A 19218-nucleotide genomic window follows, 5' to 3' on the forward strand; every position below is an offset into this window, starting at 1 on the left:
CTCCTGTAGAGGGTTACTGGAGTTTACCTGTCACCTGCTGCAAAAGCGCTGCGGCTTCTGCGCGGCGTCCCTGGTCGGCCAGTTCACGGCCAGGGCGATCCTTGGCTGCCAGGGCCTTTTCCAGCACGGCGCGAGACTCCTCGTAGCGCTTCTGCCGTTGCAGGAAGTCGCCATAGAAGTAGTTCGGGTCGATGCCGTCCGGGTTGATCGCCAGGGCTTGCTTGAGCATCTTCTCGGCCTGTTCATCGTCGCCGAAGCCGATCGGCCAGCCCGGTACCTGGTAGTAGAGGCTGCCGAGGCTGGTATAGGCCGAGCCGGCCAGCGCCTGTGGGTCGATGGCCAGCGCCTGCTCCAGGTTGGTTTTGGCCTCCTTGACCAGGCCCAATGCACCAAGACCGCCTTTGGCGCCAGCCTGGGTGCTGAGGATGATGCCGCGCCAGATCAGCAGCTCAGGTGCCTTGGGCTCGCTGGTCAGCGCGGCATCGACCTGGCTGACGAGCTTGGCGAAGGCCTCTTCGCGCTGCTTCTCCGGCGTCTGGTAGTTGATCTCGGCCCAGCGCGTCTGCAACTGGTGCAACTGCGCTTCGCCCCCTTCACTGAGGGCGAAGGCGGGCAGGGTGGCGAAACCGAGCGTGGCAATGATCAGGGTACGCAGTGCGTTCACGGGGTTGTCCTCAGTGTTTATGACGGGCGAAGCGTTGGATGATCGGCAGCTGCTTGCGCAGGGCCTGGTCGACCACGCGTGGCAGCAGGCCGTTGAGGCGGACGAACAGGCGTTCCGGCCATCCCAGGTAGCGCTCTTCCTGCTCGTGGCGGATGGCTTGCAGCAATTCGGCCGCGACTTTTTCCGGATCGTCCATGGCCACGCCCAGCTCGTCGTTCATCGCTACCACGCTGGGGGCGTTCATCGGCGTACGGGTGGCGCGTGGGGCGAAATAGAGGACGCGCACATTGGTGTCGGCCAGCTCGCGGCGCAGCGCCTCGGAGAAACCGCGCAGGGCGAACTTGCTGGCGCAGTAGGCAGCAAAACCTGAGTAGCCGATGGTGCCGAAAGTGGAGCCGACGTTGATCACCAGCGCACGCCGTTGCGCCCGCAGCAGCGGTAGCAGGCGCTGGGTGAGCTGAAGTGTCGCGGTGACGTTGAGGCCGATCAGCTCAGCGATCTGCTGTTCGTCCTGCTGGTCGAGCAGGCCAAAACGATTGACCCCTGCGGCGTTGATCAGGCAATTGAGCCCGCCGAAGTTCTGCGCGGCGGCCAGCAGTGCATCACGCCCGGCGCGGCTGGCGATATCGGCCTGCACCAGTTGCACGTTCTGCGGGAAGCGTTGCAACAGCGCTTGCAGGGGCTCCAGACGACGGCCCACCAGCAGCAGATGGGCGCCTTCGCTGGCCAGACGTTGGGCCAGGGCCAGGCCGATACCGCCACTGGCGCCGGTAAGCAGGGCACGGCAATCCGTCGGTTGCATGACCTTACTCCTCGCCAGCCAGCGGCAGGCTGCGGAACATGTCGCCGTACAGGCGGTAGACCACCTTGGCGGTGTGCACCACGGCGGCCTTGTCATCGTCGTTGTCCAGTTGGTTCATCAGCTTCTTGAAGAACTCGATGTGCTCCAGATCCAGGCTGCCGTGTGAGTTGAGGTAGCTGAAGGCCTTGTTCGGCAGTTGCAGCTTGTCCTGGATGATGCCAGCGGCCTGAGTGGCCAGGGCGATGCTGGTGCCTTCGAGCACGTTGACCATGCCGAAGAAACTCACCGGGTTGTGCCGGGCGATGCGGTCGTAGACGTAGGCCACCATCAGTTCGGTGGACATGTGCGGGGTGCCATGGCGCACCGCTTCCTTGTCGGCACCACAGGCGGCGATGTCGTTGAGCACCCACTCTTGGTGGCCGGTTTCTTCCTCGATGTACTCGGCGATGGCCTCGCGTAGCCATTCCAGACGCTCTGGCAAGCGTGCGCCACAGGCCATCAGCAGCGGTACGGTGTGCTTGACGTGGTGGTAGGCCTCGGTGAGGAAGGCGATGTAGCTGTGCAGGGCGACCTGGCCGGTAATGGCCTGCTGGATGATCGGTGCGCCGAGCAGGTAGTCGCGCTCGGCTTGAGTCTGGGCCAGCAGGGATTCGTAGAAGCTCATGCATGTACTCCTTCTGCCATCAACGCTTCGATGGCGGCTTGGTAATGGGAAAACAGGGCAGCGCGGCGCAGGCGACCGTTGGCTGTGGCCAGGTCGTTGCTCGCGCTGAACGGGGCCTCGGCGCGCAGCCAGTGGTGTACGCGGGCGTAGTCCGGCAGGCCGTGATTGACGGCGTCCACGGCTTCTTGCAGCTGCGCGTCAAGGGTATTGGCGAAGCGCGGCACCAGCACCGCGACGTTGCCCGGCAGCGCCTCGCCGTGCAGCCAGGCCTGGGCAATAGGCAACTGCTGCACCAGCTCGGATTCGACCCATTCCGGGTTGACGTTGCGCCCATAGGCGGTGATGAACTGATGTTTCTTGCGCCCGTGCAGCACCAGGAAGCCTTGCTCGAAATGACCGAGGTCGCCGGTGCCCAGCCATTCGCCTTGCGGCGCCGGTTCACCGAGGTAGCCGAGCATGCGGGCGCCCTTGACCAGCACTTCGCCGTCGGCCGCCAGCGTCATTTGCAGGTGGCCAAGCGGCTGGCCGGTGCTGCCGATGCGGCGCTGCTCGGGCGTGTTCAGGCACACCACCGAGGCGCACTCGGACAGCCCGTAGCCCTCGAAGATCGGTAGGTCCAGCGCATCGGCGCGCAGCAGCAACTGCACCGAGACACGCCCGCCACCAACGGCCACGAAACGCAGCGAGGTCGGCACCGGCAGCTTGCGCTCGGCCGCGCTGACCAGCGCCAGCAGCAATTGTGGCAACAGGATCAGGCTGTGCGGCTGGGCGGTGTGCAGGGCCTGGAGAAAGCGCGCCAGGTCTAAGCCGCTGGCCCCGGTCAGGCCGATCTGCGCCATTGGCATCAGCTCGACCCGCGCGCCGGCCAGCAGCGGCGCGTAGACGCCGGCGATGTTCTCCAGCAGAGTCGCCAGCGGCAGGATGCACAGGTGCCGTTGCACCTCGCGGCTGGCGCTGGCCTTGACCAGGCTGTCGGCCACTGCCAGCTGTGTGTTCAGGTCCAGGCACACGCCCTTGGGCTGGCCGGTGGTGCCGGAGGTGTAGGTGATCTTGCAGGTGCCCGGATGCAGCTCTGCAGGCTGCGCGACCGTGCGGTGATAAATATCGTTTTCCACGCTGGCGAAGCCGGGGGCACCAGCGCCGATCAGGCAGTCGATGCCGGCACTGTCGAGCACATGGCGTTGCTGCTCGGCGGAGAAGAACCCCGGTACCGGCACGCAGACCAGGCCGGCATGCAGCGCCGCCAGATCCCACAGTACCCAGTCGATACCGTTATCCAGCGCCAGTGCCACGCGCTGGGCGCCCAGCCCGCGCAGAAGGCGGCTGCGACTGGTCACGGCTGCCAACAGACCGTCATAGGTCAGCTCATGGCTATCCTCGGCCAGCGCCGTGTGCGGGCCAAAGGCGGCCAGACGCTCGAAGAAGGATTCAACTGCAGACCACATCGGGCATCTCCTCCAGGGCATACAACGGTTGATGACCGAGGCGCGGATAGGCGCCCAGCTGCAGCAGGCGCTGGTGGCCGCCATGAATGTCGCCCGCCATGACCAGCGGACGGTTGTCGTAGTAACTGCCCCAGTCGGGAAGCTCATCGCCCATGCGCGCCGGATCGGCTTCGCCGAGGGCGATGGGGGTCAGGCCCAGGCGTTGGAAGCTGTTGAGCAGGGTCGGGGTACCGGTAAAGGTGACCCAGCGAAAACCCAGGGCCACCAGCAGATCGGTCAGCGCGACGATCAGCAGGCGGGCGGCACCGGGGCTGTCGGCGGCCAGGTTGCCGACTTCCACCAGCTCGCCACGGCTGGGCTCGGTGTGGCCCAGGCGTGCGCCGATGGCGCTCTGGATCGGCTCGTCCAGGTAACGCTCGAGAAACAGCGGGCCGCTGTTGCCGCTGCGCACGCCCACCGCACCGAGCAGCTGGCCGGTCTGGTTTTCCAGGCCGAACAGGCAGGGCATGAAGTGACGGATGCGTGCGTCGTGCTGCAGTTCGAAGCGCTGGCGGATGAACTGCTCCAGGGCAACGCGACGTGCGCTGCCAGGGGAGGCCAGGTGGAGTTCGTAACTATCGCCGCGCCCGATACGGGCAACGGGACGATCATGCTGCGCCCAGGGTAGTTCCATGCTCGGAACCTCGGTGATGAACCTGGGGGCGATTGTGTGAGTGGCTGGCTTAACGCTGTATTAAGACTTTGCAAAATGTTTCAGGCTTATGGTCTCGGCGTTGGCCATCGCAGATGAATCCGCTCACAGAGGGCTCGAACACTGGCACTTGGCCGGTTGAGTGGGTAAGTTTCGGACTGAATGGGCCATCGCTGGCAGGATCAATACCGAGCATTCAGGGAGGAAAGATGACGTCACTCAATGCTGACCCCAAGTTGCAACCTCTGCTCACCGAACTGGCTGAGCTGATCCGCCAGGCCCGGCAGCAGGCCGTGCGTGCGGTGGATGCGATTCAGGTGCAAACCTGCTGGGAAATCGGCCGGCATATCGTTGAATTCGAGCAGGGTGGGCAGGCGCGTGCCGCCTACGGCAAGAAGCTGCTGCCGACGCTGGCCAGTGAGCTGACGGCTGAGTTCGGTAAGGGCTTCGATGCCTCTAACCTGCGCTACATGCGTCTGTTCTACCAAGCTTTTCCGATTCGTGACGCACTGCGTCACGAATTGAGCTGGACGCACTATCGCACCTTGCTCAGAGTGGACAGCGACAGTGCACGGCAGTGGTACATGAACGAGGCCGCTACGCAGAACTGGAGTACCCGTGCGCTGGAGCGGCAGATCGGCACGTTGTATTACGAGCGTCTGCTGGCCAGCCAGGATCGCGCGGCGGTCGAGCAGGAGGCGGCGAGCAAGCTGCAGGCCCTGGGCAAGAGCCCGCGTGAGTTTGTGCGCGATCCGGTGCTGCTGGAGTTCCTCGGCCTGCCCAATGCTGGCACCATGTTGGAGGGCGAGCTGGAGCAGGCGCTGATCGACCAGTTGCAGATCTTTCTGCTGGAACTGGGCAAGGGTTTCGCCTTCGTCGGCCGGCAGCAGCGCATCAGCACCGAGAGCAAGGATTTCTACATCGACCTGGTGTTCTACAACTACCTGCTCAAGTGCTTCGTCATTTTTGACCTCAAGCGCGGCGAGTTGACCCATCAGGATATCGGCCAGATGGACATGTACGTGCGCATGTTCGATGACCTCAGGCGTGGCCCGGAAGATGGCCCGACCGTGGGCATCATCCTCTGTGCGCAGAAGGATGCGTCCGTGGTGCGTTATTCGGTGCTGCAGGACAGCGAGCAACTGTTCGCCAGCAAATACAGGCTGGTGTTACCCAGTGAAGAAGAGCTACGAGCCGAGCTGGATCGGGAGCGAGCGCGGCTGGCCGAGCAACGTGGGCTGTACTGGGTTCACTGAGCTGGGAGGGGGTTGTGCATCAGGGCACCGAGCGGCTGGTAGGCTCGGCCCCGGGCCTGAGGATATTCAGCCGACCTGCGCAATCCAGTCATTGAGGTTGTAGTAGTTGCTGATGCGCGCGACCTTGCCATTCTTGATCTCGAAGAAGGCGCCGGCCGGCAGCACATAGGTCTGGCCATTGGCTGGCGGCAGGCCTTCGTCGTCGGCCAGGTATTCGCCGTGCACCACGAACTCGGCGGCGGCGCGGTCGCCAGCGGCGTTCTGCATGACCACGATATCGGCCAGGCGCTCGCGGTAGCAGCGGTTCATCTTGTCCATGAAGGCGGCGAAGGTGGCCTTGCCAACCTGACGCTCGCCCTGGTTGATGTCGTGCACCACGTCGTCGGCCAGCAGATCGAGAAAGGCGGGCATGTCGCCGGCATTGAAGGCGGCGTAGTAGGCCTGAACCAGTTCGGTGGCGGTCATGGCTAAGTTCCTTTCGTAGCGTGGTTAGTGGTTGGTTGGCCCGCATGATAAGTTCGCCGTTTACCGCTGGTATAGCTACTGGCGTCACCCTGTTGCTGGCGAGCGACTGCAATGGATATCCGACTGTTGCGGGGAGCGGAGATCGAACCCCATATCGACGACCTCGCGCGTCTGCGCATCCAGGTGTTCCGCGAGTTTCCCTACCTCTATGACGGCAACCTCGACTATGAGGCCGAGTACCTGGCCACCTATGTGCGCAGTGCCGATAGCCTGTGCGTGCTGGTACTCGACGCCGGTCAGGTAGTAGGCGCTTCCACCGCGCTGCCGCTGCAGGATGAAACCGAGGAATTCCAGCAGCCGTTCGTTGCCGCGGGCTGGAACCCGGCGCGGATCTTCTACTGCGCCGAGTCGGTGGTGTTGCCGGCCTGGCGCGGGCGCGGCCTGGGGGTGCGTTTCTTTGCCGAGCGCGAGGCCCATGCGCATACGCTGGATCGCTTCGACTGGTGCGCGTTCTGCGCCGTGCAGCGCGCGGCCGACCACCCGCGGCGGCCCGCCGATTACCAGCCGCTGGATGCCTTCTGGGCACGCCGCGGCTACCGTCATCACCCCGAGTTGCATACCCAGTACCACTGGCGCGACCTGGACGAAGCCGAAGAATCAGCCAAGCCCATGTCGTTCTGGTTGAAGGAGCTTGCCCCATGATCAAGGTTGCCGCCTGCCAGTACCACATCGAGCTGTTCACCACCTGGGAGGCCTTCGCCGAGCACCTCACCACCCTGTGCGAGGAAGCGGCCGGGCAGGGCGCTGAACTGTTGCTGCTGCCGGAATATGCCGGCCTGGTGCTGACCGGCCAGTTGCCGGAAGCCGAGCGTGGCGACCTGCACGGCTCCATCGCCGGCATCCAGCCGCTGCTGCCAGGCTGGCTGGCGTTGTGCGAGAGCCTGGCGCGGCGCTTGAATCTCTACCTGCAACCCGGTTCCGTAGCCGTGCTGGATGACGACGGCATCTACCGCAACCGCGCCTGGCTGTTCGGCCCGGACGGCTGCCTGGGCACTCAGGACAAGCTGATCATGACCCGCTTCGAGCTGGAGCAGTGGCATATCGCGGCGGGTAGCGGGCTGAAGGTGTTCGATACCGCGCTGGGCAAGCTGGGCATCCTGATCTGCTACGACAACGAATTCCCCTTGCTGGCGCACACCCTGGCCGAGGCTGGCGTTGATCTGATTCTGGCGCCCAGTTGCACCGACACCGTGGCCGGCTTTCACCGCGTACGCATCGGCGCCCAGGCCCGTGCGCTGGAGAACCAGATCGCCGTGCTGCATTCGCCTACCGTGGGCCTGGCGCCCTGGTCGCCGTCGCTCGACGAAGGCTACGGCCGCGCTTCGCTTTACGTGCCGTCGGACTACGGCATGCCGGCCAGCGGCATCGTCGCCGAGAGCAAGGAGCTGTGCCCCACGCGTAGCCACTGGCTGATCTGCGACCTGGATCTGGCTGAAGTGCGCCGCGTGCGCGAGCAGGGCCAGGTGTTCACCCGCCGCGACTGGCCGCGGCAGTTCGACGACGGCCGGCTGGTGCTGCGTTGAGCGGCTTCGAGCGGGGAGCGCCGGACTCGCCGCTGGCCGCTTATCGCCGTGCACTAGCGGGCGGTTTTGTCGCCGATGTTGCGCAGCACCGTGCGGTCGAGGCGCTGCAGCACTGTCATGAGGCTGTGCATCGCGGCGAGCGCCCGCTCGGCGTGTACCTTTGGGGGCCGGTCGGGCGCGGCAAGACCTGGCTGATGGACAGCTTCTACAACGCCTTGCGGGTGCCGGCGCGGCGACAGCATTTCCATCACTTCATGCAGTGGGTGCATCGCCGCCAGTTCCAGTTGACCGGCAATGCCGACCCGCTGCGCCTGCTGGCCGAGGAGCTGGGGCGCGAGGTGCGTGTGCTGTGCTTCGACGAGCTGTTCGTCAGCGACATCGGCGATGCCATGCTGCTCGGTCGGCTGCTCAGCCTGGTGGTGGCGCAGGGGGTGGTACTGGTGGCAACCTCCAATCAGCCGCCGGATCAGCTGTATGCCGATGGCTACAACCGTGAGCGTTTCCTGCCGGCCATCGCTGCGCTCGAGGCACACATGCAGGTGGTGACCGTGGACGGCGAGCAGGATCATCGTCTGCATCCCGGTACCGAGGTGCAACGCTACTGGGTGCAGCAGCCGCAGGTGCTGGGTGAGCTTTTCGCTCGTCTGAGTGAGGGGCAAACCATTAGTCGCGAGCCGGTCGAACTCAGCCATCGCCGTATCGAAACCCTCGGTCATAGCTCAGCAGCGCTCTGGTGCCGCTTCCGGGATCTGTGTGAACAGCCATTGGCGGCTCCCGACTTCATGGAACTGTGCGAGCGCTTCTCGACCATCCTGCTCGGTGAAGTGGCGCGCCTGGGCGGTGAGCAGCGCGAGGGGCGCATCGCCCGTGGCACCGAGGACGGTGCCGAGCGGGTCGATGCCGGTGACCGGAAACTACCGGCGCTGTCGCGCAACGACGATGCGGTACGCCGCTTCATTGCCCTGGTCGACGAGTGCTACGACCGCCGTGTGCCGCTGTATATCGAAGCCGAGGTGGCGCTGGACGAGCTGTACACCCAGGGCTACCTCGACTTTGCCTTCCGCCGCACCTTGAGTCGTCTGCGTGAGATGCAACTGGAGCGTTTCGGGCCCCCTGTTGGCCGGCAGGCCTAGACCGAATCCTCCGCTGCCAGGCCCGCCGGATTGTCACGTGTCGGCATCGCGAGGATCTCTGGCAGCACCTCGCGAGCGAATACCTTATGTAGGCGGCGTAGCTCGGCCACCGGGTCGAGGTGATGGTCGACGCGGATGTCCCACAGCGGATACTCCTCCTGATCGACCACGTAGATCACTGCGGACGACTCGCCGTGACGGTCGCCGCCGCAGCGGTCGCCAGCGGCCAGGGCTTCGATCAGGCGTTCGATCAGCGGTCGCTTTTCAGCGTGGCGGAAGGCTTCGGCTACTGCATCCAGTACCTGTGGGCCGACCAGGCGATTGCCCTGTACGGAGAACTGCTCGCCTGCCAGCGAACCGGCCCAGGGAATGCACTTTTCGCCGGTCCAGCAGAGGCTGTCGCCCTGGGCGTCGATCAACGCACACTGACGCAGTTCCATGCAGGGATCGGTGGCTTTGAGGCGCTCCAGCACTTGTCGGGCCGAAAGTCCTTGACGCAGCAGCGCCAGGCCATCCAGCCCCAGATAGGGGTTGACCTGCGCCTGGGTCGCCACCGCCCCCGCACCAGCGGCAGCGTGGCTGAGCAGTTTGCCGACGGCGGGCATCGCAGTGGCCGCCGCGACGCCGAACTGTCCAGTACGTGGGCAGCGCGCAACGATGGAAAAGGTCATGGCAACTCCTTGGCAATTTCCGCGTTAGGCCTCGTCTGGGTGGGTATCGTTCCGCTTGACTGCTTGTCGCGGCCTTTGCCAGATGGCCACGGGCATCATCTAATGGGCGCCGTTAACTGCCTGTAATGAGGAACGCCGCATGATTCTTGGCCAGTCGCTCGCTCAGTGGCGCGCGCAATATCCGTTGCTCGATGAGCTGATCGCCCTGCAAGAAACCAGCTGGTTCAACCCAGCTGTGGCACCTGTTAGCGAGGCGTTGGGGGATGTGGGTTTGAGCGCCGCGGATGTGGCCGATGCCAGCGCGCGCCTCGCGCGCTTCGCGCCCTACCTGGCCCGGGTGTTCCCGCAGACGGCCGTCAGTGGCGGGATCATCGAGTCGGACATCCTGCCTCTGCCGAAGATGCAGGCGCTGCTCAGTGAGGCGGCCCAGGCAGAAGGCGAGATCGGCGCGCTGTGGCTCAAGCGCGACAGCCACCTGCCCATCTCCGGTTCGATCAAGGCCCGTGGCGGCATCTACGAGGTGCTCAAGCATGCCGAGGACCTGGCACTGGCTGCCGGGCTGCTCAGCCTCGAGGACGATTACGCCTGCCTCGACAGCGACGCGATGCGCGCCTTCTTCGGTGGCTATCAGGTAGCCGTCGGCTCTACCGGCAATCTTGGCCTGTCCATCGGCATCATCAGTGCGCGTCTGGGCTTTCAGGCCACGGTGCATATGTCCGCCGATGCGCGCCAATGGAAGAAGGACAAGCTGCGTGCCCATGGCGTGACCGTGGTCGAGTACGCCAGCGATTACAGCGTTGCCGTGGAGCAGGGGCGGCGTCAGGCCGAGGCTGATCCGCGCTGCCATTTCGTCGATGACGAGAATTCCAGGCACCTGTTCCTCGGCTATGCGGTGGCCGGCGAGCGTCTCAAGCAGCAACTGGCGGCAGCCAGCGTTGTGGTCGATGCCGAGCATCCGCTGTTCGTCTATCTGCCTTGTGGCGTGGGCGGCGGGCCGGGTGGTGTGGCGTTCGGCCTGAAGCTGGCGTTCGGCGACGCGGTGCACTGTCTGTTCGCCGAACCGACGCATTCACCGTGCATGTTGCTCGGCGTTCACACCGGTCGGCATGAGGAGCTGGCGGTGCAGGATTTCGGCATCGACAACCGCACGGCTGCCGACGGGCTTGCCGTGGGGCGGCCATCCGGTTTCGTCGGCCGCGCCATGCAGCGCCTGATCGATGGTTATTACACGGTCAGCGATGAACAGATGTTCCGCTACCTGGCGTTGCTGGAGCAGACCGAGGGCCAGCGCCTGGAACCTTCGGCTCTGGCCGGCATGCCGGGTGTGCTGCGCGTGCTTGGCGAGCAGCAGGGCTATCGCCAGCGCATGGGCTTTACGCCGCAGCGCATGGCGCAGGCGACCCATCTGGTCTGGGCGACCGGCGGCAGCATGGTGCCGCAGGCGGAGATGGACAGCTACCTGGCGCGTGGCCGGCAACTGTTGCAGGGTTCGGGCGAGGATTGACGCAAGTCTGTAGGAGCACCGTCCCGGGGCGAAGCTTCTCTGCCGTTTGCACGGGCCAATTCGCCGCGGGGCGCGGCTCCTACCCAGGAGCAATACGCGTCGCGCCTGAAAACGCAGAAGCCCGGCACTTGGCCGGGCTTCTGCTTTGCAGCGTTGACGCTTACTTCACTTCTACCGCCAGGCTTTCGGCGATCTTCTTGTTCCAGATCGCAGGGCCGGTGATGTGCACGGACTCACCTTTGGTGTCGACGGCCACGGTCACCGGCATGTCTTTGACTTCGAACTCGTAGATGGCTTCCATACCGAGCTCTTCGAAGGCCAGCACCTTGGACTTCTTGATCGCCTGGGCCACCAGGTAGGCGGCGCCGCCGACGGCCATCAGGTACACGGCCTTGTTGTCCTTGATTGCCTCGATGGCGATCGGGCCGCGCTCGGACTTGCCGATCATGCCGAGCAGGCCAGTCTGCTCGAGAATCTGACGGGTGAACTTGTCCATACGGGTGGCGGTAGTCGGGCCAGCCGGACCAACCACTTCGTCACCGACCGGATCAACCGGGCCGACGTAATAGATGAAGCGACCCTTGAGGTCCACCGGCAGTTGCTCGCCCTTGTTCAGCATGTCGACCATGCGCTTGTGCGCAGCGTCGCGGCCGGTGAGCATCTTGCCGTTGAGCAGCACGGTCTCGCCCGGCTTCCAGCTCTGCACGTCTTCCGGGGTCAGGGTATCGAGGTTGACGCGACGCGCGCTCGGGCCTGCTTCCCAGACGATTTCCGGGTAGGCGTCCAGATCCGGGGCTTCCAGCGAGGCCGGGCCGGAGCCGTCGAGCACGAAGTGGGCGTGACGGGTGGCGGCGCAGTTGGGGATCATGCACACCGGCAGGCTCGCGGCGTGGGTCGGGTAATCCATGATCTTCACGTCGAGCACGGTGGTCAGGCCGCCCAGGCCCTGGGCGCCGATGCCTAACTGGTTGACCTTCTCGAACAGCTCCAGGCGCAGCTCTTCGATACGGTTTTGCGGGCCGCGAGCCTGCAGCTCGTGGATGTCGATGTGCTCCATGAGCACTTCCTTGGCCATCACTGCCGCTTTTTCGGCAGTACCGCCGATGCCGATGCCGAGCATGCCCGGCGGGCACCAGCCGGCGCCCATGGTCGGCACGGTCTTGAGTACCCAGTCGACGATCGAGTCGGACGGGTTGAGCATGGCCATCTTCGACTTGTTCTCGGAGCCGCCGCCCTTGGCCGCGACGTCCACTTCCACCTTGTCACCGGGAACGATGGAGTAGTGGATCACCGCCGGGGTGTTGTCCTTGGTGTTCTTGCGGGCACCGGCCGGGTCGGCCAGGATCGAGGCGCGCAGGACGTTTTCCGGCAGGTTGTAGGCGCGACGCACGCCCTCGTTGATCATGTCGTCGACGCTCATGGTGGCGCCGTCCCAGCGCACGTCCATACCGACCTTGATGAACACGGTGACGATGCCGGTGTCCTGGCAGATCGGGCGGTGGCCGGTGGCGCACATGCGCGAGTTGATCAGAATCTGCGCCATGGAGTCCTTGGCGGCCGGCGACTCTTCCTTCAGGTAGGCCTCGTGCATCGCCTGGATGAAGTCGACGGGGTGGTAATAGGAGATGAACTGCAGTGCGTCGGCGACGCTCTGAATCAGGTCGTCCTGCTTGATCACGGTCATTGGGGCGCTCCTCTATCAGGGAACATCAACAAGGAAGCGCCGGACAACGACCCGGCGCAACGGCGGAAGGGCAGCTCTGGGAATCACCTTGACGATATCTTCAGAGCCGCCCAAAAAGGCGCGGCAGTATACCGCACCCGCTCGCGTCGGGCACAGCAGCCGAAGGTCGATGGCAAGTGCAGTGGGCGGTTATCGGGCGCCGGCAAAGCGACCTCGGCTTTGGCTTGTTGCGTCGCTCTACCTCCTGCATCCATGCAGTCGTGCATTGCCATCGCTAGGTTAAAACAGGCGGAACGCCAGCCTGGTCGAATGCTCATTTGCCGCTAGTAACCTCGGGCGCGACTGCGATCGTTTTCGCCTGTTCTTTCCCGCGCTGACTGGCTCGCCTGATTTTCAGCGGTTTCCTACTGCGGCCTAGGTTTTTTGTGATCACAGGGGTAGAGTACGGCCAGATGCCAGTATGGGATGGAGCCCATGAGCTCAACGACTCGCCGGGGAACCCAACGCAGCCTGCAGAGCCTCCTGCTCAAACGCTTCGCCATGGCCTTCGCTACCTACGCGATGATGGCGCTTGTCTGCTGGTTCGCCGTGTTCAATGGCCTTTTCCTCGGTTCCATCAGCACCGCCGCCTGGCTGACCCTGGGCGTGTTCGGCAGTCAATTGGTGTTCCTCTGGCTGTTCCTTTCCGGGCGTAACCTGCGTTGTGACGATCCCAGCCTGACCGAAGCCCAGGTGCTGGTGGCACTGGCCTGGCAGCCGCCGGTGCTGGCGCTGTTTGACAGCGCGCGCGGCGTGATGATGGTGTTCTATGTACTGATTCTGCTGTTCGGCGTGTTCCAGCTGCCGCCGCGGGTGTTCGTGCGCTGCGCCGCCTTCGCCTTCTTCGGCTTCACTGCCATGGTGCTGATCGAAGCCTACCGCATGCAGTTGGTGGACCCGAGCATGGCCTGGCTGCAGGTGTGGGTGCTGTTCATCCTGCTGGTCTGGCTGTGTCTGTTCTCCAGCTACGTGCAAGCCATGCGCAAGCGCATGCGCCAACGCCGCTTCGCCCTGCAGGCGCACCAGGACACCCTGCGCGGGATGATGCGCCAGCTCGAGGACCTGGTCGCCACTGATGAGCTCACCGGGTTGTTCAACCGTCGCCATTTCCTGCGTCTGGCCACCCGCGAACTGGAGCATCTGGACCACGGGCGACATCACGGCCTGGCGCTGATCGATCTGGACCATTTCAAACGAATCAACGATGCTCATGGCCATGCTGCTGGCGACCGGGTGCTACAAACCTTCGCCGCGGTTGCCCGTGCCTGTCTGCGTGACGGCGACATCATTGCCCGCTACGGCGGTGAGGAATTCGTCCTGCTATTGCCCAATACCGATGCCGACCAGTTCACCGCCTGCTGCGAGCGCCTGCGCGAAGCCTTTGCCAGGGCCGAGCCGGTGGGTGTGAAGGTGGACAATCTCAGTCTCTCCGCCGGCATGACTCTACTGGTTGCCGGTGACGATCTCGATGAAGCCCTGCAGCGTGCCGATCAGGCGCTGTACCAGGCCAAGCGCGGCGGACGCAATCGTTGCGATGCCAGCTGGGAGAACGCGGGTGCCTGAACTGCGTGTGGGTGCCCTGCAGTTGCAGGTCGCCCAACAAACCAACTTGCTCGATGCCTTGCTCGGCGGCGGTGTGGCGGTGCCCTACAGCTGTCGCGCCGGCAGTTGTCACGCCTGTCTGGTGCGCTGCGTCGCCGGCGAGCCGCTGGATAGTCAGCCCGAGGCACTGGCGGCCGACAAGCGTGCCGAGGGCTGGCGCCTGGCCTGTCAGTGCCAGGTGATTGGGGACCTGCAGGTCGAACCCTTCGACCCTCAGCGTGATGGCCTGGCAGCCAAGGTGGCCGCGCTGGACTGGCCCAGCCCGCAGGTTTTACGCCTGCGCTTGCAGCCGGCCAGGCCGTTGCGTTATCGCCCCGGCCAGCATCTGCTGCTGTGGAGCGATCAGGCTGTGGCGCGCCCCTATTCGCTGGCCAGCGTGCCGAGCGAGGACGACTGCCTGGAGTTTCATATCGATTGTCGTATGCCCGGCGCATTCTGCGATGCCGCGCGGCGCCTGCAGGTTGGCGACACGCTGCGCCTCGGCGAGCTGCGCGGTGGGGCCCTGCATTACGATGCTGATTGGCAGGCGCGACCGCTCTGGTTGCTGGCCGCCGGTACCGGTCTGGCGCCGCTCTACGGGGTGTTGCGTGAAGCATTGCGTCAGGAGCACCAAGGCGCCATTCGCCTGCTGCACGTGGCGCATGAGCCGGCCGAGCACTACCTGGCGAGCGAACTTCAGGCACTGGCGGCGCAGCACGCCAACCTGCAGGTGGAGCTGGTAACGGCGGCGCAGTTGCCGGCTGCTTTGGCCGAACTGCGCCTTGTTTCGCGGCAGACCCTCGCCTTACTCTGCGGCCATCCCGTGACCGTCGACAGCTTCGCGCGGCGCCTCTACATGGCCGGTTTGCCGCGCAGCCAGATGCTCGCCGACGTCTTTCTCACTCGCGCTTAGACTGTGCGTGGCCGGCCAGGCCCGATGCCGGTGCGTACGACGTATCCACTGGAGCCTTGCATGAGCGAACACCTGCATATCGAACGCGACGGCGGTCTGTTGACCCTGCGCATGCACCGCCTGGACAAGAAGAATGCACTGACCCGAGCGATGTACGCCGGTATGGCCGAAGTGTTGGATGAGGCCGAGCGCGACCCCAGCGTGCGCGTGGTGCTACTCACTGGTGGCGAGACGTGCTTTACCAGCGGCAATGACGTCGCCGACTTCATCCAGGCGCCGCCCAGCGGCTTGAACAGCGAAGTGTTCCAGTTCATGCGCGCGCTGTTCGAGTTCAGCAAACCGGTGGTCGCCGCAGTGGCTGGCCCGGCGGTGGGGATCGGTACCACCTTGTTGCTGCACTGCGACCTGGTCTACGTCAGCCGCGATGCGCAGTTGAAAATGCCCTTCGTCAATCTTGGTCTGTGCCCCGAATATGGCTCCAGCCTGATTCTGCCGCGTCTGCTGGGCCACGCACGCGCCGCGGAGCTGCTGTTGCTCGGTCAGTCCTTCACGGGTGAGCAGGCCGCGACCTGGGGCATCGCCAACCAGGCGCTGGAGGATGGCGCGGCGACGTTGAACAAGGCACGCGAGATGGCACAGCGTTTTCTCGAGCTGGCGCCATCAGCGGTCGCCGACAGCAAACGCCTGATGCGCGCGCCGGATCGCGAGCAGCTGCGCAAGGTGATCGAGGAGGAGGGTGCTTTGTTCGGCCAACGCCTGCGTTCGCCAGAGGCCATCGAGGCGTTGACGGCCTTCATGCAGCGCAGAGAGCCGGACTTCTCTCGTTTTTCCTGATCTATTCCCAAGGCGGTTCGAGCAGGCGCTGCTGGAGAAACTCGCAAAGCGCCACGACCTTGCGTGACGCCCGCCGGGAGCGCGGGTACATGGCATAGATGGAGTAAGGCTTGGGCCGCGCCTGAGGCAGAATCTCGACCAGCGAGCCGTCTTTCAGATGCTGGTGGACCAGGAAGCTTGGCAGCAGCGCCAGGCCCTGGCCGGCCAGCACCAGTTCGCGCATGACTTCGCCGTTGTTGCTGGAAAACCGTCCGCGTGGTGCCACGTTCGCCAGTTCGCCTTGCTCATCGTCGTTTTCGAAGGACCAGAATTGCCGTGAGGCGAAGTTGCTGTAGCCGATGCAGTCGTGTTCACGCAGCGCTTCGACATGTTCCGGCGTGCCTTGCCTTTGCAGGTATTCCGGGCTGGCGCAGAGTATCCGGGCGCTGCTGGCGAGCCTGCGGGCGATCAGCGCGCTATCGCCGATGCGTGAGATCCGTATGCAGAGGTCATAGCCTTCGCGCTCGAAATCGCTGATGCGATCTTCGAGGTATAGGCTGACCTCCAGCTGTGGATGCAGACGCATGAATTCGGCGATCAGCGGTGCCAGCCAGAGCGTGCCGAAACTCATCGGCGCCAGCATGTTCAGGCGCCCGCATAGTCCACTGTCATTGAAGGCTGCCGCCTCGGCCGCTTCGCTCAGTTCCAGCAGTGCCTGCTTGGCCTGCTGGTAGAAAGCCAGGCCGGTGTCGGTCGGTGTGACCTTGCGCGTCGAGCGGTGCAGCAGTTTGCTACCGAGACGTTGTTCCAGATCGCTCAAACGCTTGCTGATCACCGACTTGGATAGCGCCAGATCTTCTGCTGTCCGGCTTACGCCACCCAGTTCCACCACCCGCAGATAGGTTTCGATTTCCTGCAGATCAAGCTTCATGTGCGGGATTCTCCCCCCGATTCGATTGGATGAGGGTAATGCCTTCGTCGAGGATTTTTGTTCGGTTTTTTCGAAAAGCTATTTTCCCTCTGCGCGGTCGATTGCCTGCGGCCTTGGCCACTAGGCTGAGCGTCCTTCGAGATCGCAATGGTCTCGAGGTTCAGCCTCATCACCCGTACAGGAGTTTTCCCATGGCTTTCACTTACAAGCGTTTGGACAAGGACGATGCCGTCGTATTGTTGATCGATCATCAGGCGGGTCTGCTCTCGCTGGTGCGTGACTATTCGCCCGACGAGTTCAAGAACAACGTCATGGCGCTGGCGGATATCGCCAAGTTCTTCAAGCTACCGACCATCCTTACCACCAGCTTCGAGACGGGCCCCAATGGGCCGATCGTGCCGGAACTCAAGGCCATGTTTCCCGACGCGCCCTACATCGCTCGCCCGGGGCAGATCAACGCCTGGGATAACGAGGACTTCGTCAACGCGATCAAAGCCACAGGGCGCAAGCAACTGATCATCGCAGGTGTAGTCACCGACGTTTGCGTGGCATTTCCCACACTCTCGGCACTGGAGGCCGGTTATGACGTCTTCGTGGTGACGGACGCTTCCGGCACCTTCAACACTGCTGTGCGCGATGCCGCCTTGGCACGCATGGCCCATGCCGGCGCCCAACTGGTCAACTGGTTCAGCGTCGGTGGTGAGCTGCACCGTGACTGGCGTAACGATGTCGAAGGGTTCGGCGGCATTCTTGGCGGCCACCTGCCGGCTTACGCCAACCTGATTCAGAGCTACAACCAGAAATGAAGCGAGACCGCTGAAACGCAAAAGGCCGCTCGATGAGCGGCCTTTTGCATTCAAGGGTGAATCACACCATCTGATCGCCGACGTGGAGGATCTTCATGGTGTTGGTGCCGCCGGTGCCATGGTAGCTGTCGCCCTTGGTCAGGATTACCCAGTCGCCCGGCTCGACCACGCCGCGCTTGAGCAGCTCGTCCACCGCCGCCTGGCTGACCTTGTTGGCCGGCAGCGAGGCCGGGTCGAACGGCACGGTGTAGACGCCACGGAACAGCGCCACGCGGGCCTGGGCTTCGCGGTGCGGGGTAAAGGCGAAGATCGGGATCGACGAGCGGATGCGTGACATGATCAGCGGGCTATAGCCACTCTCGGTGAGGCTGATGATGGCCTTGACGCCGGGGAAGTGGTTGGCGGTGTACATGGTTGCCAGGGCCACGCTCTCGTCGCAACGCTGGAACTGGCGACCGATGCGGTGGCTGGACTGCTTGCTGGTCGGGTGTTTCTCGGCACCCAGGCACACGCGAGCCATGGCCTGCACGGCTTCGACCGGGTATTCGCCGGCGGCGCTTTCGGCCGACAGCATCACCGCGTCGGTGTAGTCCAGCGCGGCGTTGGCCACGTCGGAGACTTCGGCGCGGGTCGGCATCGGGCTGTGGATCATCGACTCCATCATCTGGGTGGCGGTGATCACCGCTTTGTTCAGGCGACGGGCGTGGGCGATGATCTTCTTCTGGATACCGACCAGCTCGGCGTCGCCGATTTCCACGGCCAGGTCGCCGCGGGCGACCATCACCGCGTCACTGGCGCGGATCAGGCCGTCCAGCGTTTCGTCATCGGCCACGGCTTCGGCGCGTTCGATCTTGGCCACCAGCCAGGCAGTACCGCCGGCTTCGGTGAGCAGGCGACGGGCGTAGTCCATGTCGGCGGCATCACGTGGGAAGGACACGGCCAGGTAGTCCAGGTCCATCTCGGCGGCGACCTTGATGTCGGCCTTGTCTTTTTCGGTCAGCGCTGGCGCAGTCAGGCCGCCGCCGCGGCGGTTGATGCCCTTGTTGTCCGACAGCGGGCCGCCGATCAGTACGCGGCAGTGCAGCTCGTCCGCGCCCTTGAGTTCGACGCGCATGACCACGCGGCCGTCGTCGAGCAGCAGTTCGTCACCGACATCGCAGTCCTGGATCAGCGCCGGGTAGTCGATACCGACCACTTCCTGAGTGCCGGCCGTACGCGAGTGGCTGGAGGAGAGGCGGAACAGATCGCCGTCCTTGAGCTCGATACGCTTGTTCTCGAATTTGGCGATACGGATTTTCGGGCCTTGCAGGTCGCCGAGCAGGGCAACATGACGGCCATGCTTGGCGGCCAGCTCGCGAACCAGGGCGGCGCGCGCCTTGTGGTCGTCCGGCGTGCCGTGGGAGAAGTTCAGACGGGCCACGTCGAGACCGGCGAGGATCAGTTGCTCCAGCACTTCCGGCGAGCTGCTGGCCGGGCCCAGGGTGGCGACGATTTTGGTGCGGCGAAAGGTCATGCACGAACTCCCTAGTGAACTATGACCGGGAGGCTACTACGGCGCCGGGCTGTAGTCATT

At 64.3% G+C, this 19218-nt stretch carries 19 protein-coding genes; 9 read left to right on the forward strand and 10 right to left on the reverse strand.

Annotation, left to right across the window (positions count from 1 at the left end; all coding sequences use genetic code 11):
• Nucleotides 1-13: 13 nt before the first annotated feature.
• From BLS08_RS05750 to BLS08_RS05770, 5 genes are read right to left on the reverse strand one after another with little or no spacing between them, the layout of a single operon-like run.
• Nucleotides 14-664 carry a tetratricopeptide repeat protein gene (locus tag BLS08_RS05750; RefSeq protein ID WP_055986818.1) on the reverse strand — a complete coding sequence of 217 codons (651 nt, stop codon included), beginning with the start codon at nucleotides 662-664 and terminating at the stop codon, nucleotides 14-16.
• Nucleotides 665-674: 10 nt separating this feature from the next.
• The gene (locus BLS08_RS05755) at nucleotides 675-1466 is read right to left on the reverse strand and encodes an SDR family oxidoreductase (protein ID WP_055986814.1); all 792 of its coding nucleotides are present in this window, start codon (nucleotides 1464-1466) and stop codon (nucleotides 675-677) included.
• Nucleotides 1467-1470: 4 nt separating this feature from the next.
• Complete coding sequence (locus BLS08_RS05760) at nucleotides 1471-2130, reverse strand: iron-containing redox enzyme family protein (RefSeq protein ID WP_055986811.1); 660 nt, start codon at nucleotides 2128-2130, stop codon at nucleotides 1471-1473.
• Nucleotides 2127-3575: an AMP-binding protein gene (locus tag BLS08_RS05765; RefSeq protein WP_055986808.1), complete on the reverse strand. Its 1449-nt coding sequence runs from the start codon at nucleotides 3573-3575 to the stop codon at nucleotides 2127-2129. The genes BLS08_RS05760 and BLS08_RS05765 overlap by 4 nt, the downstream gene beginning before the upstream one ends.
• On the reverse strand, nucleotides 3559-4248 hold the full coding sequence (locus tag BLS08_RS05770) for a thermostable hemolysin (RefSeq protein ID WP_055986805.1): 690 nt from the start codon (nucleotides 4246-4248) through the stop codon (nucleotides 3559-3561). The genes BLS08_RS05765 and BLS08_RS05770 overlap by 17 nt, the downstream gene beginning before the upstream one ends.
• A gap of 227 nt (nucleotides 4249-4475) precedes the next feature.
• Here BLS08_RS05770 and BLS08_RS05775 point away from each other — a divergent pair, with 227 nt between their 5' ends.
• Nucleotides 4476-5522, forward strand: a complete 1047-nt coding sequence (locus tag BLS08_RS05775) for a PDDEXK nuclease domain-containing protein (RefSeq protein WP_055986802.1) — start codon at nucleotides 4476-4478, stop codon at nucleotides 5520-5522.
• A 66-nt stretch (nucleotides 5523-5588) separates the two neighbouring features.
• Here BLS08_RS05775 and BLS08_RS05780 read toward each other — a convergent pair whose 3' ends face one another.
• Entirely contained in the window at nucleotides 5589-5987 is a 399-nt protein-coding gene (locus tag BLS08_RS05780; protein ID WP_055986800.1) for a nuclear transport factor 2 family protein, read from the reverse strand.
• A gap of 111 nt (nucleotides 5988-6098) precedes the next feature.
• Here BLS08_RS05780 and BLS08_RS05785 point away from each other — a divergent pair, with 111 nt between their 5' ends.
• The 3 genes from BLS08_RS05785 to zapE are packed head-to-tail and all read left to right on the forward strand — an operon-like array spanning nucleotide 6099 to nucleotide 8703.
• Nucleotides 6099-6689 (forward strand): N-acetyltransferase, encoded by a 591-nt coding sequence (locus BLS08_RS05785; RefSeq protein ID WP_021490237.1) that lies wholly within the window; start codon nucleotides 6099-6101, stop codon nucleotides 6687-6689.
• Nucleotides 6686-7570 (forward strand): carbon-nitrogen hydrolase family protein, encoded by an 885-nt coding sequence (locus BLS08_RS05790; RefSeq protein ID WP_055986798.1) that lies wholly within the window; start codon nucleotides 6686-6688, stop codon nucleotides 7568-7570. The genes BLS08_RS05785 and BLS08_RS05790 overlap by 4 nt, the downstream gene beginning before the upstream one ends.
• Nucleotides 7567-8703 carry a cell division protein ZapE gene (gene zapE, locus BLS08_RS05795; protein WP_090336202.1) on the forward strand — a complete coding sequence of 379 codons (1137 nt, stop codon included), beginning with the start codon at nucleotides 7567-7569 and terminating at the stop codon, nucleotides 8701-8703. The genes BLS08_RS05790 and zapE overlap by 4 nt, the downstream gene beginning before the upstream one ends.
• On the opposite strand, the gene BLS08_RS05800 is transcribed toward zapE, so the two are convergent.
• The gene (locus BLS08_RS05800; RefSeq protein ID WP_055986791.1) at nucleotides 8700-9374 is read right to left on the reverse strand and encodes a DUF1028 domain-containing protein; all 675 of its coding nucleotides are present in this window, start codon (nucleotides 9372-9374) and stop codon (nucleotides 8700-8702) included. The two genes, zapE and BLS08_RS05800, sit on opposite strands and share 4 nt — an antisense overlap.
• Nucleotides 9375-9513: 139 nt before the next feature.
• On the opposite strand from BLS08_RS05800, the gene dsdA reads away from it, so the two are divergent.
• Nucleotides 9514-10878: a D-serine ammonia-lyase gene (dsdA, locus tag BLS08_RS05805; protein ID WP_055986788.1), complete on the forward strand. Its 1365-nt coding sequence runs from the start codon at nucleotides 9514-9516 to the stop codon at nucleotides 10876-10878.
• 160 nt (nucleotides 10879-11038) lie between these two features.
• Here the strand turns inward: dsdA and BLS08_RS05810 are convergent, their stop codons facing one another.
• Nucleotides 11039-12562, reverse strand: coding sequence for a fumarate hydratase (locus tag BLS08_RS05810; protein ID WP_055986785.1), 1524 nt, complete (start codon nucleotides 12560-12562; stop codon nucleotides 11039-11041).
• A 474-nt stretch (nucleotides 12563-13036) separates the two neighbouring features.
• Between BLS08_RS05810 and BLS08_RS05815 the strand changes: the two genes are divergently transcribed.
• From BLS08_RS05815 to BLS08_RS05825, 3 genes are read left to right on the forward strand one after another with little or no spacing between them, the layout of a single operon-like run.
• Nucleotides 13037-14164, forward strand: coding sequence for a GGDEF domain-containing protein (locus BLS08_RS05815; RefSeq protein WP_021490231.1), 1128 nt, complete (start codon nucleotides 13037-13039; stop codon nucleotides 14162-14164).
• Nucleotides 14157-15095: an iron-sulfur-binding ferredoxin reductase gene (locus BLS08_RS05820; protein WP_021490230.1), complete on the forward strand. Its 939-nt coding sequence runs from the start codon at nucleotides 14157-14159 to the stop codon at nucleotides 15093-15095. Before BLS08_RS05815 ends, BLS08_RS05820 begins: the two co-directional genes overlap by 8 nt.
• A 60-nt stretch (nucleotides 15096-15155) precedes the next feature.
• A complete protein-coding gene (locus tag BLS08_RS05825; protein ID WP_090336204.1) occupies nucleotides 15156-15929 on the forward strand; it encodes an enoyl-CoA hydratase in 774 nt (257 codons plus the stop codon).
• 1 nt (nucleotide 15930) lies between these two features.
• Here BLS08_RS05825 and BLS08_RS05830 read toward each other — a convergent pair whose 3' ends face one another.
• Nucleotides 15931-16839 carry a LysR family transcriptional regulator gene (locus tag BLS08_RS05830; protein WP_055986772.1) on the reverse strand — a complete coding sequence of 303 codons (909 nt, stop codon included), beginning with the start codon at nucleotides 16837-16839 and terminating at the stop codon, nucleotides 15931-15933.
• A gap of 191 nt (nucleotides 16840-17030) precedes the next feature.
• Here BLS08_RS05830 and ycaC point away from each other — a divergent pair, with 191 nt between their 5' ends.
• The gene (ycaC, locus tag BLS08_RS05835) at nucleotides 17031-17645 is read left to right on the forward strand and encodes an isochorismate family cysteine hydrolase YcaC (RefSeq protein ID WP_021490228.1); all 615 of its coding nucleotides are present in this window, start codon (nucleotides 17031-17033) and stop codon (nucleotides 17643-17645) included.
• A gap of 61 nt (nucleotides 17646-17706) precedes the next feature.
• On the opposite strand, the gene pyk is transcribed toward ycaC, so the two are convergent.
• Nucleotides 17707-19158, reverse strand: a complete 1452-nt coding sequence (pyk, locus tag BLS08_RS05840) for a pyruvate kinase (protein ID WP_021490227.1) — start codon at nucleotides 19156-19158, stop codon at nucleotides 17707-17709.
• Between the last annotated feature and the right edge of the window lie 60 nt (nucleotides 19159-19218).

This window comes from Ectopseudomonas chengduensis (assembly GCF_900102635.1).
In the GTDB taxonomy this organism is placed as follows: Bacteria; Pseudomonadota; Gammaproteobacteria; order Pseudomonadales; family Pseudomonadaceae; genus Aquipseudomonas; species Aquipseudomonas chengduensis.